The 16638-nt window shown below is 50.9% G+C and carries 20 protein-coding genes; all 20 read left to right on the top strand.

All coding sequences use genetic code 11. The annotated features are described in order from the left end of the window. Nucleotides 1-17: 17 nt before the first annotated feature. On the top strand, nucleotides 18-1607 hold the full coding sequence (gene fliF / locus NSS83_RS05780; RefSeq protein ID WP_341185367.1) for a flagellar basal-body MS-ring/collar protein FliF: 1590 nt from the start codon (nucleotides 18-20) through the stop codon (nucleotides 1605-1607). Between the two features lie 4 nt (nucleotides 1608-1611). Further along, entirely contained in the window at nucleotides 1612-2628 is a 1017-nt protein-coding gene (gene fliG, locus NSS83_RS05775) for a flagellar motor switch protein FliG (RefSeq protein WP_036692485.1), read from the top strand. Beyond that, entirely contained in the window at nucleotides 2621-3469 is an 849-nt protein-coding gene (locus tag NSS83_RS05770; RefSeq protein WP_341186781.1) for a FliH/SctL family protein, read from the top strand. Before fliG ends, NSS83_RS05770 begins: the two co-directional genes overlap by 8 nt. Then, complete coding sequence (gene fliI, locus NSS83_RS05765; RefSeq protein WP_305954387.1) at nucleotides 3450-4775, top strand: flagellar protein export ATPase FliI; 1326 nt, start codon at nucleotides 3450-3452, stop codon at nucleotides 4773-4775. Before NSS83_RS05770 ends, fliI begins: the two co-directional genes overlap by 20 nt. A 6-nt stretch (nucleotides 4776-4781) precedes the next feature. After that, nucleotides 4782-5225, top strand: coding sequence for a flagellar export protein FliJ (gene fliJ, locus NSS83_RS05760; protein ID WP_340940068.1), 444 nt, complete (start codon nucleotides 4782-4784; stop codon nucleotides 5223-5225). An 18-nt stretch (nucleotides 5226-5243) separates the two neighbouring features. Continuing rightward, the gene (locus tag NSS83_RS05755; RefSeq protein ID WP_341185369.1) at nucleotides 5244-6188 is read left to right on the top strand and encodes a kinesin; all 945 of its coding nucleotides are present in this window, start codon (nucleotides 5244-5246) and stop codon (nucleotides 6186-6188) included. A gap of 22 nt (nucleotides 6189-6210) precedes the next feature. Continuing rightward, on the top strand, nucleotides 6211-7686 hold the full coding sequence (locus tag NSS83_RS05750; protein ID WP_341185370.1) for a flagellar hook-length control protein FliK: 1476 nt from the start codon (nucleotides 6211-6213) through the stop codon (nucleotides 7684-7686). A 27-nt stretch (nucleotides 7687-7713) separates the two neighbouring features. Next, on the top strand, nucleotides 7714-8250 hold the full coding sequence (locus tag NSS83_RS05745; protein ID WP_341185371.1) for a flagellar hook capping FlgD N-terminal domain-containing protein: 537 nt from the start codon (nucleotides 7714-7716) through the stop codon (nucleotides 8248-8250). Next, entirely contained in the window at nucleotides 8247-8630 is a 384-nt protein-coding gene (locus NSS83_RS05740) for a TIGR02530 family flagellar biosynthesis protein (RefSeq protein WP_341185372.1), read from the top strand. The genes NSS83_RS05745 and NSS83_RS05740 overlap by 4 nt, the downstream gene beginning before the upstream one ends. 125 nt (nucleotides 8631-8755) lie before the next feature. Beyond that, nucleotides 8756-9574, top strand: coding sequence for a flagellar basal body rod protein FlgG (gene flgG, locus NSS83_RS05735; protein WP_341185373.1), 819 nt, complete (start codon nucleotides 8756-8758; stop codon nucleotides 9572-9574). Between the two features lie 113 nt (nucleotides 9575-9687). Then, nucleotides 9688-9912: a flagellar FlbD family protein gene (locus NSS83_RS05730; RefSeq protein WP_036724671.1), complete on the top strand. Its 225-nt coding sequence runs from the start codon at nucleotides 9688-9690 to the stop codon at nucleotides 9910-9912. Beyond that, entirely contained in the window at nucleotides 9909-10376 is a 468-nt protein-coding gene (locus tag NSS83_RS05725) for a flagellar basal body-associated FliL family protein (protein WP_036724673.1), read from the top strand. Before NSS83_RS05730 ends, NSS83_RS05725 begins: the two co-directional genes overlap by 4 nt. A gap of 39 nt (nucleotides 10377-10415) precedes the next feature. Next, the gene (gene fliM / locus NSS83_RS05720) at nucleotides 10416-11414 is read left to right on the top strand and encodes a flagellar motor switch protein FliM (RefSeq protein WP_036692509.1); all 999 of its coding nucleotides are present in this window, start codon (nucleotides 10416-10418) and stop codon (nucleotides 11412-11414) included. Continuing rightward, a complete protein-coding gene (gene fliY / locus NSS83_RS05715; RefSeq protein ID WP_341185374.1) occupies nucleotides 11404-12738 on the top strand; it encodes a flagellar motor switch phosphatase FliY in 1335 nt (444 codons plus the stop codon). Before fliM ends, fliY begins: the two co-directional genes overlap by 11 nt. Before the next feature lie 26 nt (nucleotides 12739-12764). After that, nucleotides 12765-13130: a response regulator gene (locus NSS83_RS05710; protein ID WP_036692515.1), complete on the top strand. Its 366-nt coding sequence runs from the start codon at nucleotides 12765-12767 to the stop codon at nucleotides 13128-13130. Between the two features lie 9 nt (nucleotides 13131-13139). Further along, the gene (locus NSS83_RS05705) at nucleotides 13140-13670 is read left to right on the top strand and encodes a flagellar biosynthetic protein FliO (RefSeq protein WP_341185375.1); all 531 of its coding nucleotides are present in this window, start codon (nucleotides 13140-13142) and stop codon (nucleotides 13668-13670) included. Further along, on the top strand, nucleotides 13667-14431 hold the full coding sequence (fliP, locus tag NSS83_RS05700; RefSeq protein ID WP_341022677.1) for a flagellar type III secretion system pore protein FliP: 765 nt from the start codon (nucleotides 13667-13669) through the stop codon (nucleotides 14429-14431). The genes NSS83_RS05705 and fliP overlap by 4 nt, the downstream gene beginning before the upstream one ends. Nucleotides 14432-14453: 22 nt before the next feature. After that, entirely contained in the window at nucleotides 14454-14723 is a 270-nt protein-coding gene (fliQ, locus tag NSS83_RS05695; RefSeq protein ID WP_036692523.1) for a flagellar biosynthesis protein FliQ, read from the top strand. Between the two features lie 4 nt (nucleotides 14724-14727). Next, nucleotides 14728-15519 (top strand): flagellar biosynthetic protein FliR, encoded by a 792-nt coding sequence (fliR, locus tag NSS83_RS05690; RefSeq protein WP_036692526.1) that lies wholly within the window; start codon nucleotides 14728-14730, stop codon nucleotides 15517-15519. Nucleotides 15520-15541: 22 nt separating this feature from the next. Next, nucleotides 15542-16636, top strand: coding sequence for a flagellar biosynthesis protein FlhB (gene flhB / locus NSS83_RS05685; protein ID WP_083677977.1), 1095 nt, complete (start codon nucleotides 15542-15544; stop codon nucleotides 16634-16636). Nucleotides 16637-16638 lie beyond the last annotated feature (2 nt).

Genomic DNA, 16638 nt, shown 5'->3' with positions numbered 1-16638 from the left:
TCGGATGGGGTGACACTGTGAATGAAAGATTGGCCCAGTACCGGGAGAAGATAACCCAGTATTGGAACAGATTCAGCGGTAAACAGAAGATAATGTTTTTCTCCACTCTGTTTATTATCATTATAGTAATCGTAGTTACAACTATGCAGTTATCGAAGGTTGAATATGAGGTTGCTTTTCAGGACCTGGACAGTACCGATTCAGCGGGAGTTATGAGTTACTTGGATACATCAGGGGTGTCTTACCGTTTAAGCCCGGATGGCAAAAGCATCTCCGTTCCCAGCACGGATGCTGCACGTATCAAGATAGCTGTTGGTTCTCAGGGGATCGTTCAGCAGGGCTCGATCGGGTACAAGGTATTCAATGAATCCTCGTCCATGATCGGGACTACAGACAGTGAATTCAATGTTAAATACAACAATGCGCTTAATGGTGAAGTAGAACAGCTGATGAGAAGGATGCAGGGGATTAAAGACGCCAAGGTTCTCATTACCCTGCCGAAGGAGACGGTATTCGCCTCACAAGAGGATCAGGAGAAAGCGCAGGCTTCCGTGGTGATGAGCTTTGATCCGGGATTCAGACCTTCTCAGGAGAATATTGACGGCTACTTCAATCTGGTGAAGACTGCTGTTCCGAATCTTCCCATCGACAACATTACGATCACTAACAACGAGGTGGAGCTGAAACCCACGGCCAAGGGCGGCCAGGCGGGGATCGCAAGCCAAGTTGAAGAGAACTTCGCCCTCAAGAAGAAATTCGAAGATGATGTGAAGCGAGATGTGAAGCAATTCCTGAGTACCCTCACAGGTCCCGATAAGGTCGATGTTCTGGTGTTCTCCAAGCTTAATTTCGATAAGGAGAACAGAAAGGAAGATGTCGTAGTACCGGTGGATGCTGAGAATATGAAGGGGATTGAGATCAGCTCGCAGATTATCAGCAAAACATTCTCGGGCCAAGGGAACACTTCCGGAGGAGTCGCAGGTACAGGATCTGAAGATGTTGCAGGTTATCCTGCGGGGGCTGACACAGGTGCTTCTTCTTCTGAGGAATCATCGGAGACAAGGAACTATGAAGTTACTAGAATCACTAAAGATATTATCGCAAGTCCATATACTGTAAAAGATTTAACCATAAATGTCGCGGTTGAACCACCTGCAGGACAAACAACTTTGGACGATGCTACCTCAGGAGCCATCCAGAACATTCTGGTCAACATTGTCCGCGCGTCCCTGGCAGATTCAGGTATTACTTATACAGACGCCGACCTGACCAAAAAAGTTTCGGTATTCTCACAACAATTTGGAGGTGCCGCTGCCGAGAATACAACCGGCGGACTGGCAACCTGGATGATCTGGGCGATCGGTGCTGCTGCTCTGCTCGTCGGTGCAGGCGGAGGTTATCTAATCTACCGCAGCCGCAAGAACAAGCAGGAGGAAGAGGTGGAAGAAGATATTCCGCTGCAGGTTCCTACCGAGTTCCCTTCAATTAATATGGATAGCGTGACGAATGAAAGTCAGGTCCGCAAGCAGCTGGAAAGTCTGGCGAAGAAGAAGCCGGATGAATTCGTAAATCTGCTCCGCACTTGGCTTGCTGAAGAACAGAGGTGAAGAAATGGCAAAAGCTAGCCAGCAGGGACTCAGCGGCCGTCAAAAGGCGGCGATCCTGCTTATCACACTAGGGCCTGAAGTATCGGCACAAATATTCAAGCATCTGCGGGATGAGGAAATCGAACAGCTGACGCTGGAGATTGCGAATGTACGCAAAGTGGACAGCGGCGAAAAAGAGTCGATCATGTCCGAATTCCATCAGATCTGTCTCGCCCAGGAATATATCTCGCAGGGCGGTATCAATTACGCCAAGGAGATTCTCGAGAAAGCTCTCGGTTCAGCCAAGGCGCTCGAAGTTATCAACCGCCTGACAGCAACGCTGCAGGTAAGGCCTTTCGATTTTGCCCGCAAGGCAGATCCGAACCAGATTCTCAACTTCATTCAGAACGAGAATGTACAGACGATTGCCCTTGTACTCTCTTATCTGCAATTTGAACAGGCGGCCTCCATTCTGTCTTCCCTGCCTCAGGAGAAGCAGGCGGAGGTAGCCAGAAGAATAGCGATCATGGACAGCACCTCTCCAGAGGTGGTAACACAGATCGAACGTGTCCTGGAACAGAAGCTGTCTGCTACAGTAACCCAGGATTATACGAACGCAGGCGGTATCGAATCGATTGTACAGATTCTGAACGGCGTAGACCGCGGTACAGAGCGTACTATTCTCGATTCCCTGGAAATTCAGGACCCGGAGCTGGCCGAGGAAATCAAGAAGCGGATGTTCGTCTTCGAGGATATCGTCAATGTCGACAACCGCTCGATTCAACGGATTATCAAGGATATCGACAACGCGGACTTGCAGCTTGCGCTCAAGGTGGCCAGCGAGGAAGTGCGGGATGTTATCTTCCGCAATATGTCCAAGCGTATGGCCGAGACCTTCCGCGAGGAAATGGAGTATATGGGGCCCGTGCGGCTGCGTGATGTGGAAGAAGCACAGACCCGCATCGTAGGCACGATCCGCAGACTCGAAGAGTCTGGTGAAATTATCATCGCCCGTGGCGGAGGAGATGACATTATTGTCTAAGCTGATCAAACATTCTCAATATATTCCGGTAGATGTGCTGAAGCGTCTTGAACAGGCCAGGCATCATGCAGGTCTGACTGAAGAGCCGGCTCCAGAAGAGCCTCCGGGTGAAGTCCACTACCAGGACCCCGCCAGGGAGGCAGCGGAGCAGTCACGCAAGCAAATGCTGAAGGATGCTCAGGAGTTCGCGGAGAGTCAAGTCCGCAGCGCCTCCGAGGAAGCGGAGAATATTGTGGAATCAGCGCGGACTGAAGCTGAAAAATGGTGGCGTGAGCGCAGGGAACAGGATGAGCTGCTGATCGAAGCCGTCAAATCCGAGGGCTATCAGCAGGGGTACCAGGAAGGTCTGGCTCAAGCAGAGCAGGAGATGTCCCGGCGTCTCGCCGAGATGATGGAAGAAGCGCGGACCGTGCTTCAGGAAGCCTACCGGGCAAGAGATGTAATTATTCAGGAGGCGGAACCCTTCCTTGTGGAGCTGAGCTGCGATATTGCTGAGAAAATCGTGGACAAGCAGCTAACCATAGAACCGCAATTTGCAATGGATCTGATCCGTAAGAATCTGGCCCGCAAACGCGAGCAGGGGCTGATCTCACTCTGTGTCTCTCCTGCACAGTTTGCTTTTGTCAATGCAGCCCGGGAAGAACTCTCGCTTGCGGTGGACTCACAGGCTGAGCTGCAGATTCTCCCGGATTCAACGGTCAGAGATCTGGGGTGTGTGATCCGGTCTTCCTTCGGCAGCATCGATGCCCGTGTCGATACCCAGCTTGCCGAAATCAAAAAAGAACTGCTAAGAATCGCTCTGGACTCGGATGAACACAGAAATGGGGACGACGATGCTTGACAGCAGAAGATACAAAGATCAGCTGCGTAACTTCGATCCGGTAAGGATTAACGGCAAGGTTACACAGGTTATCGGGCTGATGGTGGAGTCGGAAGGGCCTGACGCCAGCATCGGTGATGTCTGTTATATCTATCCTGCCAAAGGAAGTAAGCCGCTCCAGGCAGAGGTTGTAGGATTCCGCGATAACAAGGTGCTGCTAATGCCGCTTGGCGAACTGCAGGCTATCGGACCTGGCTGTGATGTGGTGGGCACCGGCAAGCCGCTGAGCGTTCAAGTCGGCTCGGAGCTGCTCGGGAAGGTACTTGACGGACTGGGACAGCCGCTGGACGGTTCTCTGATACCGGCCAGAATGCCGCATAGCTCCACCTTCAACATTCCATCCAATCCGCTTAACCGCCCGCGGGTTGCCGAACCGATCAGTATTGGAGTCCGGGCTATAGATGGACTGCTGACGATCGGAAAGGGGCAGCGTGTAGGGATTTTTGCCGGCTCGGGTGTGGGGAAGAGTACTCTGATGGGCATGATTGCCCGCAACACCTCGGCAGATGTCAATGTGATTGCGCTGATCGGTGAACGGGGCAGAGAGGTGCTTGATTTCATTGAGCGGGATCTGGGACCCGAAGGTCTACAGCGTTCGGTGGTCATTGTGGCCACTTCCGATCAGCCTGCGCTGATCCGGATCAAGGGGGCGCTGATCGCTACTACAATTGCCGAGTACTTCCGCGACCGTGGTCTGAATGTCATGCTGATGATGGACTCGGTAACACGTTATGCGATGGCCCAGCGTGAGGTAGGGCTGGCAGTCGGCGAGCCGCCGGCGATGAGAGGGTACACACCTTCTGTATTCGCCAGTCTGCCTAAGCTGCTGGAACGGGCCGGGACGGGTCCAACGGGCTCAATCACCGCGTTCTACACGGTGCTGGTTGACGGTGATGATATGAACGAGCCGATAGCAGATGCTGTACGCGGTATTCTGGACGGACATATTGTTCTGAACCGGAATATAGCCAACAAAGGACATTTTCCGGCGATTGACGTTCTCGCCAGCATCAGCCGGGTGATGAAGGATATCGCCCCGGAGGAGCAGATTGCTGCAGCCGAGAATGTGAAACGCCTGATGGCCGTATATAAGGATTCCGAGGATCTGATTAACATCGGGGCCTACCAGCGGGGCTCGAACGCGCAAATCGATGAGTCGATGCATTACATCGACAGCATCTGGGATTTCACCAAACAAAAGGTCAACGAGAAGGTAACCCTTAGCGAAGTGCAGCAGACTTTAATTTCACAGTTCTCGAGGAGTTGATTGATCATGAGATTCCATTATACTTTTCAAAAAGTGGTGGACTTGAAGGGTAACGAAAAAACACAGGCAGAGTGGATGCTCTCAAGCGCACTCGGAGAACTGCAGGCACAGGAAAAAAGCCTTGATGAATTAATCGGCCAGCGCAGTACGCTGATGTTGTCCCTGCAAAGTGCAGCACAGCAGAAGACACCGATGGCTAAGCTTCGCGAAATGCAGGATTACGTGGATTATCTCGACAAATGCATTGCCCGCAAGCATTCTGACATTAGCCGGGCACATGTTGAGGTTCAGAATAAGCAGGATCATCTGAGTACGAAGGTTCTGGATGAGAAGGTATGGCTCAAAGCTAAAGACAAAGCACAAACCGCATTTCTGCAGAATATGAGTTTACGGGAACAAAACGAACTGGATGAGATGGCTACCGTCCGCTTCGCGATGAAATCCCTCTAACCCGGGAGGTTTCCGCTAGTGGCAAATAATCAGATGGAATTTGAAGATGAAGGGTCGGCAGGCAAATTAGAGCGTTTCTTGTTCTTGATGATTCCAATCATTTTCACGCTTGTACTGCTTGGGGTATTGTTGACCCTATTTAATATGGATATCCGCAATAACGTGCTGGCGATTGCCAACAAAATTCCTATTATAGAAAAATGGGTGCCTGATCCGCCGGCGGACCCGGCAGCGCCGGGTGATGCCGCAGAGAAGCCAGCAGAGAGCAAAGAACAGGCTGCCAGCTCTGCTAGCACGATTAAAGAACTCAAAGCTCAGCTTGCTGCTGGGGAGGAGAAGCTGAAAAAGGCGGAGGAAGACAAGGCAGCGGAGGTCACCAAGGCAGAAGCGCTTCAAAAGCAGGTGGATGAGTTAAAGACCGCTGCTGAAACGGCCGCAGCCCCCGAAGAGGAGGAAGATCCTTATCTGAAGAAGGTGACGGATCTGGCCAAGCTGTATGCCGGGATGAAGGCCTCCAAAGCGGCACCGATTATGGAGAATTTGACTACCGAAGAGATGGTTCAAATCTTCAGTGTGATGAATAATGCCAGCAAATCGGCCATCCTGGAAAAAATGGATGCCAAGAAAGCGGCAGATGTCTCCATAAAGCTAAAAGAAACCACAAATTCAACCGATATGGCTATTGCAGCCCTGCAATCCCGGCTAAAGCAGGAGACGGGTACGGTAACTCCCAAGCCTTCAGCTAATCTGGATCAGGAGAAGCTAGGCCAGACCTTCACCAGCATGCCCGCTGCGGATGCAGCAGTCCTGCTCGGTTCCATGTACAGCCTTAGTCCGGATAAGGTCATCACTGTGCTGAATACAGTGAGTGACTCGGTCCGCTCCTCCATTCTGGGGGAAATGACCAAGAAAGACAGCAAGCAGACAGCCAAAATCGTCAACCGTCTGATGGGCGGAAAATAAACCTTGAAGGGAGGTGAAAAAGATGAGTATTATTCTACAAACCTTAACCGCAGGCAATCTGGCTGCTTCAGGCGGAACAACGCCAGGAACTACCGGAACGGTTAATCCGGCGACGCCATTTGCCCAGACGCTTGTGCAGAGCATGGTAGGAGTTACGGCTGTCAAAGGCACTGAGACTCCAGTAGCCGGTAATTTGGCTTCATTATTACAAGGACTTCTGAGTGCTGTTCAGGCTAAGGGAGAAGAGGCAGGCAGTACAGATGTCAAGCAAACGAATCTGCTGGAAGGTCTGGTGCAGGATATAGAGAAGCTGGACACCAGTCTGGAAGCTGATCCGGCGCTAATCGCAGCGCTTCAAGGCTGGCTGCTTCAAGTATCTGCTCTTGTGTCCGGTAATCCCTCTACAGGGTCGCAGGATGCTGGATCGACTGCTTCTGAAGCTTCAACAGGCTTGTCACCGCTTGCTCAGAACCCAGAAACCCTGCGCTTTGCCGTTCAGGATGAAGTGAACAGCCTGGTTCAACTGGTTCAGACGGCAGCTGTTAGCGGCGATCAGGAGACTGCTGTCAAAGGAGCGGCACTTCTGAATCAATTCTCGGCTATTATGGCGGAGAGTGCGCCTGTTAATCACAAGTCTATGGCTAACAAGGCTCCAGCAGTTGTTGATACTCCAGCGGTGCCGCTTAAGCAGGCCACGGGAAGCGAGCCGAAGGTGGAAATGTATAGCAAGGCAGATTTGGCAACGGATGTCCGCAGATTACTGGGGGCTTCAGCCAGCACTCGTTCCATGTTGGATGCAGCAGCTGCGGCTGGCAATTCCGAAACGGTAACTGCACCTGAGGGTTCCACTCCTGTTGCCACAGTATTGACTTCCGCAATGAAGGAGACAGTGCATGCCGAAGATCCTTTGCTCGCTGGCGAAGGGACGACTAAGGAGCCGGAGGTTGTAACGGCCGGCCAATTATCCCTGCGGCACGGAATTACTGCACCGCTCAAGGCGGAAGCCGCGCCAGTGCCAGTCCAGCAATTCGCCGAGGAGATGAATACCTTCATCAGCGGTAAGCTTGAGATTGTCAAGAAGGGTGGAGTAGCTGAAGCTACGATCACCTTGTTCCCGGAGAATCTTGGACAAGTTGATGTGAAGATTACCATGCAAAACGGAAATCTGGTGGCACAGTTCATGACCCAGCATGCCGGAACCAAGGATATGCTTGAGCAGCAGATGAGCCAGCTTCGTATGGCCTTACAGTCCCAGGGGCTTCAGGTAGAGCGCCTCGAAGTGACGCAGAACAACAACTCTCCTCAGTCACAGTGGACCGGAGGGCAGGGCCAGCAGACAGGCGCAGGCGGACAGCAGCAAGGCAGACGTTCACGGGAACGCCAGGAAGAATCGGCAGATGCTGTGCTTGCCGCAGAGCTTAATGGAGAATGGAAGGATTGGGTGTCAGCAGCTCAGCAGGACAGTAACCAGAGCGGCGGATTCTCAACCAAGATTTGATGAACAGAACAAGCGAGGTGAAATGATATGGCAACGAATCCCGTGTCTAACAGCAACCAATGGAATTATGTAGCGGATGATAAAACACCCAAGACCACAGGCACCTCTACACTGGGCAAGGATCAGTTCTTGAAAATACTGATTACCCAGCTGCAGAATCAGGATCCGATGCAGCCGATGGAGGATAAGGAATTCATCGCCCAGATGGCTCAATTCTCATCCGTAGAGCAGCTTATGAACATATCCACCCAGCTTACAGCGCTGAATCAGTCCCTTGGCTCTGTATCCGGATTGATCGGGAAGGATATCACCTGGACGGATGCCGAGACGAAATTGCCTAAATCCGGCAATGTTGAATCGATTGTAGTCAGCAGCGGTGTGCAATACGCAGTGGTAGGCAAGGAGCGGATTGCTCTAACGGATATTATGCAAATCCAGAATGCCGGCACTACACCTCCGCCAGGTAGCGAGACACCAGCGCCCAGTGAGACTCCGGCAAGCAACGAGTCTCCGGCAAGCAGTACACCTCCAGCAGGTGGCGGGGAGAGCGGGGAGACAACATGAGCGACAGAATAACCATCGGCCAGTTGTATCCGGCAGCGGTTCATCCTTCCGCTCTGCAGCGTCAGCAATCTGTTAAGGGTTCGGTAGGTCCTGAAGCGTCGTTCGAGAGCGTACTGCAGAAGAATATGCTGAAGTTCAGCAACCATGCAGCCAAACGCCTGGAGCAGCGGGGAATCGAGCTTGGCAGCCGCCAACTGGATCAGATCTCCTCTGCGGTTGACAAAGCAGCCGCTAAGGGCAGCAAAGAATCTCTGATTCTTATGAAGGATATGGCATTGATTGTAAGTGTAAAGAACAGGACAGTTGTTACTGCGATGGACGGCAACTCAATGAAAGACAATGTATTCACACAGATAGACAGTGCAGTAATTATATCTTGATATCGGCTGGTCCTTACTGGAGAGCCGACAGTGGCTGCCGACCGACTGACGCGGCCACCGTTCCAGCTGCATCTTTTTAAATTCTTAAGAGTCAGAAGACTCTATAACCGGGAGGACGATTATTAATGTTAAGATCTATGTACTCAGGGGTTTCAGGTATGCGCGGATTTCAGACGAAGCTCGATGTCATTGGTAACAATATTGCGAATGTTAACACCATCGGCTTCAAGTCAGGACGCGTGATGTTCAAGGATATCATGAGCCAGACCGTTTCAGGTGTTACAGCACCGGTTGATGGCGGACAAGGCGGTGTCAATGCCAAGCAGATCGGTCTTGGGGTGTCCATCGGTTCTGTCGACACCATGCATACAGCTGGGAGTGCGATGACTACCAATAATCCTACAGATCTGCGGATCGACGGAGACGGGTTCTTTCTGGTGAAGCTCACGGGTGACCAGGATGTACCGTTCCTGACCCGCGCCGGAGATTTCCATGTGGATGCCAGCCGGAATCTGATTACATCGGATGGTTTACATGTCGTTGACTCCGGAGGCGAAGTCATTCAGCTCGCTGACGATGTTACGGCATTCTCCATCTCCAGTGACGGAACAATTGTGCAGACGATGGCAGACGGCACAACGACAGCTGGCGTTCAGATCGGTATGGGTAAAGTCAGCAATCCCCAGGGGCTTGAGAAGATCGGCGGCAACCTGTACCGTATGTCCTTAAATGCAAATGCTGAAGGCGCTCTGGAACCGACAACTGCCAATGATGCAGAAGTAGGGACAGGCACCATCGTTGCCGGCCAGCTGGAAATGTCCAATGTGGATCTGACCGGCGAGTTCACGGAAATGATTGTTACCCAGCGTGGATTCCAGGCGAATTCGCGGATTATCACCACTTCCGATGAAGTATTGCAGGAAGTGGTTAATCTGAAGCGTTAAGCTTGAACCATAATATGTAACTTGCTGAATAATAACGTTTTGCCTGCAAGCGGAAATGTTATTGCAGTCGTGGGGGAGGAACTCCTCCCCCTATTTAGGTTAGGAGGCCTGTCATGATTTCGGTAACAAGATTGAACGGGGCGGGGATGTGGCTGAATGCCCTGCTGGTTGAAATGGTTGAGGAATCACCGGACACGTACATTACGCTGGTAACCGGCAAAAGGCTGATCGTGCTTGAAAAGGCCGATGAAGTCATTAGCAAGATCAAGGAATATAACAGGGACATAGGCACACACGCTGCCACCATTAAAGTCCAGTCAATGGAGGAGCTTTCATGAAAAAGATGCTGCCATGGCTCATCACGATATTGCTGGCCGTTACACTTATCGTAGTCGCTGCATTCTTGCTGATGGACAGGTTTTTCCCAAGTGACGGGAATGAAGTGAACAAGGCTGTTCAGAACGTGGAGACGAAGAAGATGACTGCTGATGAAATTGTTAAGATGACGGCCGAAATCCAGGATATCAAAACTAATCTCGCCGATCCCGATTACATCCTTTCAGTTGACATCGCGCTTCAATTAGATTCGGCGGCGTCCAAGGAAGAATTCGAAAAAATAAAATCGATTAAAATAACACCGCTGATTATCAAAGCGATTGCCGATGCCAAACCCGAGGAGCTGAATGGGGCCAGCGGCAAAGATCAGTTCAGCAGCAAACTGGTGAACATCATTAATAAAAACCTGACAGAAGGTTCGATTACCCAGATTGAATTCACCAAATTCATAATGGCACCAATGTAGCTGCAGGCGGGTCTATTCTTTGATAGGGGGGTGATTGAATTGGTTGATGTACTATCACAAAACGAAATTGATGCTCTGCTTGCTGCACTTTCATCCGGTGAAATGGATGCCGACGAACTTAAAAAAGAAGAAACCACTAAAAAGATCCGCTCCTATGATTTCAAACGGGCCGTACGCTTCTCCAAAGATCATATCCGCAGCTTAACCCGGATTCATGATAACTTTGCCCGCTATCTTACAACGTACTTTTCGGCCCAGTTGCGCACCTTCGTGCAGATCAATGTCGTTCAAGTAGAGCAGCTCCCTTATGACGAGTTTATCCGCTCCATTCCCAAAATGACGATATTGAATATTTTTGAGGCCGAGCCGCTGGAGGGCCGGATGGTGATGGAGGTGCATCCGAATATTGCTTTTGCCATGCTGGACCGTCTGCTTGGCGGCTTCGGAACAGCACCCTCCAAAATCAATGCGTTAACTGAAATCGAAACGACTATTATGGAGAGGATTTTCAGCAGATGCTTTGAAAGTCTGCAGGAAGCCTGGAAGACGGTGCTTGATATCCATCCCCGGATGGAGGCGCTGGAAACGAATCCGCAGTTTATGCAGATTGTATCGCCCAATGAAACGATTGCCCTGATCTCCCTCAGTACCAAAATAGGAGACACGACGGGGATGATCAACCTCTGTATTCCGCACGTTGTGCTGGAGCCGATTATGTCAAGGCTCTCGGTGCACCAGTGGTTTGTCTCCGAGAAAAAGGTGCGGGATGAGGTAGAGCTCGAGGCCATCCGGGCCAGAGTTCACCGGGCGCAGCTTCCAATCGTGGCTGAGCTGGGCGAATCGAATTTATCCATTGCTGAATTTCTCGGGCTCAGCATCGGCGACGTGATTTCTCTTAACAAGACGGTGGATTCCGGTCTGTCGATTAAGGTGGGAGACAAGCTGAAATTCATTGGAAGTCCGGGGATGATCAAAGAACGTGTGGCTGTGCAAATAGACGAGATTGTCAGCGAAGGGGTTGAAGAGTTTGACGAGTAAAGATTATTTGTCCCAGGAAGAGATAGATGCTCTTCTTAGACAGTCTGCGGAAGGCAATTTGGCTCCTTCACCGAAGACCGTGGATGATTACTTAACACCTTTTGAACAGGATGCACTGGGAGAGATCGGCAATATCACCTTCGGAAGTGCGGCAACCGCACTCTCTACCCTGCTGGGTAAGAAGGTTGACATTACTACCCCTAAGGTATCCATTATTACACGCGGAGAGTTCGAGGAAGCTTTCCCCAAACCTCATGTAGCTGTTCACGTACAGTATGTCGACGGTTTCCAGGGCATCAATTCTCTGGTTATCAAGATCAGGGATGCGCAGGTCATTGCCGACTTGATGCTCGGCGGGGAAGGAGATCCCAAAGACGAGGAACTGAACGAAATTCATATCAGTGCTGTGCAGGAAGCGATGAACCAGATGATGGGCTCGTCCGCTACCTCAATGTCAACGATCTTCAACAGATTCGTCAACATTTCTCCGCCAGGCATTGACATTCTTAACATGTCTAGCGGAGAAGGTGTAGGCAGTCTGCCGGATGATGAGACTCTAATCCAGATTTCCTTCCGCCTCAAGATCGGCGATCTGATTGATTCCACCATCATGCAGCTGCTGCCTGTACAATTCGCCAAGGATATGGTGACCATGCTGCTTGGCGATGTCAGCCAGGCTGACCAGGAAGCGGCCGTCTCCTCTGCGGAAGCAACGCCGACTCCGCCTCCGGCAGCCGCACCAGCGCCTGCACCGGAACCACCGCAGGCGCCGCCTACAGCTCAGCAGCAGATGCCTGCGCCGGAGGCGGGAGGGTACCCGCCGCAATATCCGCCGCAGGGTCAGGGAATGCCGCCTTATCCGGGAATGCCGGAAGGGGGATATTATTATCCTCCGGCAGGGATGCCGGCTTATGGGATGCAGGGCATGCCGCCTTACGGAATGCCGCCGCAAGGCACGCCCTACCCGCAGGCTCAGCCGCAGAATCCGGCACAGGGCCGTAATGTAAATGTACAGCCTGTGCAATTTGCGAATCTGAGTGCAGGGGCTTTTGGCAATATTGACGAAAATAATTTAAATTTATTGATGGACATACCACTGAAGGTAACCGTAGAATTAGGAAGGACCCAGAAGCAGATCAAAGATATTCTGGAAATGTCGCAAGGTTCAATTATTGAACTGGACAAGCTGGCAGGTGAGCCTGTTGACATTCTGGTTAACAACAAGCTCATTGCCAAGGGGGAAGTCGTAGTTATCGACGAAAACTTCGGTGTCCGCGTTACGGATATCGTCAGCCAGTGGGACCGTATACAAAAATTACAATAAGCATACTTAGGGAGGATTTTGTAAAAATGGCTAACCGAATTCTAATCGTGGACGATGCAGCATTTATGAGAATGATGATCCGGGACATTTTGTCGAAGAACGGATTTGAGGTAGTGGGTGAAGCCCAGGACGGTTCACAGGCTATAGAGAAATTTAAGGAACTGCGTCCGGATCTGATCACGATGGATATCACCATGCCTGAAATGGACGGAATCGCCGCCCTTAAGGAAATTAAAAAAGTAGATGCCAATGCCAAAGTCATTATGTGTTCAGCCATGGGTCAGCAGGCTATGGTTATTGATGCAATCCAGGCCGGTGCCAAGGACTTTATTGTGAAGCCTTTCCAGGCAGACCGTGTCATTGAAGCCATCAACAAAACGCTGGGTATATAGGAACGAGGTATGTTATTTGCTTCCGGAACGCTCGGAGACAGTAGTAATGCCCTGCTGAATTTATTAAAGGTTGTTTTTTTTCTGGCAGTCATTGTTATTCTTATCGTGCTGCTGATCCGTTTTCTGGGACGCCGCAATCAGACTCTGATGAGCGGCCGTTCCATCCGCACGCTGGGTGCGCTGGGGCTGGGTCCGAATAAGTCGATTCAGGTCATTGAGCTGGGCGGCAGCCTCTATCTGATCGGAGTAGGCGAGGACATCACCATGATGGACAAGATCACCGATCCGGCAGAGGTGGCGCTGATTATATCCGCCTTTGAAGACCAGGCCTCAGGAACGGACAACTTCATTTCACCGCTTATCGCCAAAATCAAGTCCAAGCTGCGCGGTGAGGTGCCGTCCCAGGAAATTGAGATTCATGAGACTTCGTCTTTCTATGAGACGCTGCAATCCAAGCTTGCCCTGGCGCCAGAGCGCAAGGAGAAGCTGGAGGAACTGCGCAGGGATGAGGATCTCAGGAAAGAGTCGGAGGATTTATGAAAAAAAAGCTGATTCTTTCTTTTCTGTTGCTTGGTATTTTCAGCGTGCTGCTCCTGCATCCGGTTCATGCTGACCCGATTCCTAATATCAATATCTCGGTGGGGGACAACGATGCTTCAAGCGGAGGGACGAGCTCCATCTCTATCCTGCTGCTGGTAACGGTGCTTAGCATTGCTCCTTCATTCCTGGTGCTGATGACCAGCTTCACGCGGATTGTGATCGTACTGGGGTTCGTGAGAACCTCACTGGGTACACAGCAGATGCCTCCGAACCAGGTGCTTGTAGGACTGGCTTTATTCTTAACCCTGTTCATTATGTCGCCGACGCTGGCAACTGTGAACGAGACGGCCTTACAGCCCTATATGAAGGGCACTCTGACCCAGAGCGAGGCACTGAACAAAGCGCAGGAGCCGATTAAGGAGTTTATGTTCAAGCAGACGAATACGAAGGACCTGCTGCTGTTCATGAACTATACCGGCAATAATGCTACAGTGAAGCCCGCCAGCTATAATGATATTCCTTTAACAGTAATGGTACCTGCTTTTGCAATCGGCGAGATGAAAAAGGCGTTTACCATGGGCTTTATGATTTTTATTCCTTTTCTTATTATTGATATTGTGGTGTCCAGCACCCTGATGGCCATGGGGATGATGATGCTGCCGCCGGTAATGATATCTTTGCCTTTCAAAATTATGCTCTTTGTGCTGGTGGACGGCTGGTACCTAGTAGTCAAATCACTGCTGCTGAGTTTTAACACCTGACTTGTAAGAGGAGGTACATGGGATGAATGCGGAGTTTATTATCGGCCTGGCCGGCCAAGCCGTATATTTAGTGCTGGAGACCAGCGCCCCCATGCTGATTCTTGGTCTGGTGGTAGGACTGATCGTCAGTATTTTTCAAGCCACAACCCAGATTCAGGAGCAGACCCTGGCGTTTGTTCCCAAAATCGTTGCCGTACTGCTTGCTTTACTGCTGTTCGGTCCGTGGATTATAACGAAGCTGGTGGATTTCACCAGCCAAATTCTGGGCAGTCTCTATATGTATATCGGTTGAGTCTATGAATATAGAGACCCTGGTGCAAAGTTTTCCTGTCTTTCTGTTGATTTTTTGTCGAATTACCGCCTTTTTTGTTGTCGTTCCTGTCTTTTCGTCGCAAAGCGTGCCGACAACGTTCAAAATTGGTTTGTCTTTTTTTGTATCGATGGTCATCTTCAGCTCAGGCAGCATGAATATTACAGTTCCGCAGGATCTGGGGTTTATCCTCCTGATTATCAGGGAGGCATTAATCGGGCTGTTGCTTGGGTTTATCGCCTACCTGATGTTTATGACGATTCAGACTGCGGGCTCTTTTATCGATATTCAGATCGGGTTCGGGATTGCGAACGTCATTGACCCGATGACCGGGGCCTCGGCGCCGATTATCGGTAACTTCAAGTATATGATTGCGCTGCTGCTGTTCCTGAGCATGAATGGCCACCACTACCTGCTGGATGCTATTGTATACAGCTATAAATGGGTGCCGATCGATAATGATCTGTTCCTCAAAATGATCGGCGGAAGCTTGTCAGAGTTTCTGATCCGCACCTTTGCTCAATCCTTTATGCTGGCCTTTCAAATGTCGGCTCCGCTGGTTGCTGCACTGTTCCTGACGGATGTAGGCCTGGCCTTCCTGGCGAGAACGGCTCCGCAATATAATGTGTTTGTCATCGGTGTTCCGCTCAAAATCATTATCGGTCTGGCGCTGCTTCTTATACTGATGCCGGGGATGGCTGCGCTGTTCCAGAATCTCTTCGAGATTATGTTCGAGTCCATGCACAACTTGCTTGGCCTCATTGGGAAGAGTCCTTAGGCTACGGTAAGGAGAGATTGTCTTGGCAAAACAGGCAAGATACAAACTGAACCTTCAGCTGTTCGGGGGAGATAAGACAGAGAAAGCCACTCCAAAGAAACGGCAGGATGCCCGCAAGAAGGGGCAGGTTGCCAAAAGTGCTGAAATGTCAGGCGCAGTGGTCCTCTTCTCGGCGTTGCTGTCACTGAGCGTCTTCGGCGGCTTCATGAAAGAACGGTTTATCAAGCTCTACACAGATGTGTTCCAGAACCGGATGATGCTTGAGGTAACACCGGAGAATATCTCTACGCTGTTTAACCAGTACGGGCTGCAGATCCTCATTCTGCTCGCTCCGCTGCTGGGCATCACCTTCCTGCTGGCGCTCGTGGCTAATTTCGCACAGGTAGGCTTCATGGCTTCAGGCGAAGGAATTACGCCTAAGTTCAGCAAGATCAACCCCATCAAAGGCTTCAAAAATATTTTTTCCATGCGTTCCGTAGTAGAGTTCCTCAAATCTATCTTTAAGCTCATCCTGATTGCCTATCTGGTTTACAGTACGCTTTGGGGACAGAAGGAGAGTTTTGCACGCCTCTCGCATGTCGATGCGGAAGGGGCATACGCCTTCGTTGCGAAGCTGACCATGAGCCTGGGCATCAAGATTGCAGCGGCTCTTTTTATAATGGCTGTACTGGACTATATCTATCAGAAATACGAGCATGAGAAGAGTCTCAAGATGTCCAAGCAGGACATTAAGGATGAGTACAAAAAGATGGAGGGCGACCCCATCATCAAAGGCAAGATCAGGGAACGTCAGCGCAGAATGGCGATGCAGCGGATGATGCAGGAGGTCCCCAAGGCTGATGTTATCATCACGAACCCGACCCATTTTGCAGTCGCCCTGAAGTATGACGGTTCCACAATGGAGGCTCCTCAGATTATAGCCAAGGGCCAGGATTATGTGGCACTCCGCATCAGGGAACTGGCCAAGGAGCATGGTGTTGTAACGATGGAGAATAAGCCGCTGGCACGGGCATTGTTCCAGAGAGCGGAGATCGGTGATGTAGTGCCGGCCGATCTGTTCCAGGCAGTTGCCGAAGTGCTGGCCTATGTATATAAGCTTAAAGGCAAGAGGAGATAAGC

Origin of the sequence: Paenibacillus sp. FSL H3-0469 (assembly GCF_038051945.1) — a bacterium.
Lineage (GTDB): Bacteria > Bacillota > Bacilli > Paenibacillales > Paenibacillaceae > Paenibacillus_AQ.
Note: the sequence above shows the minus strand (reverse complement) of the source record. Positions and strands in the feature narration are given on the sequence as shown.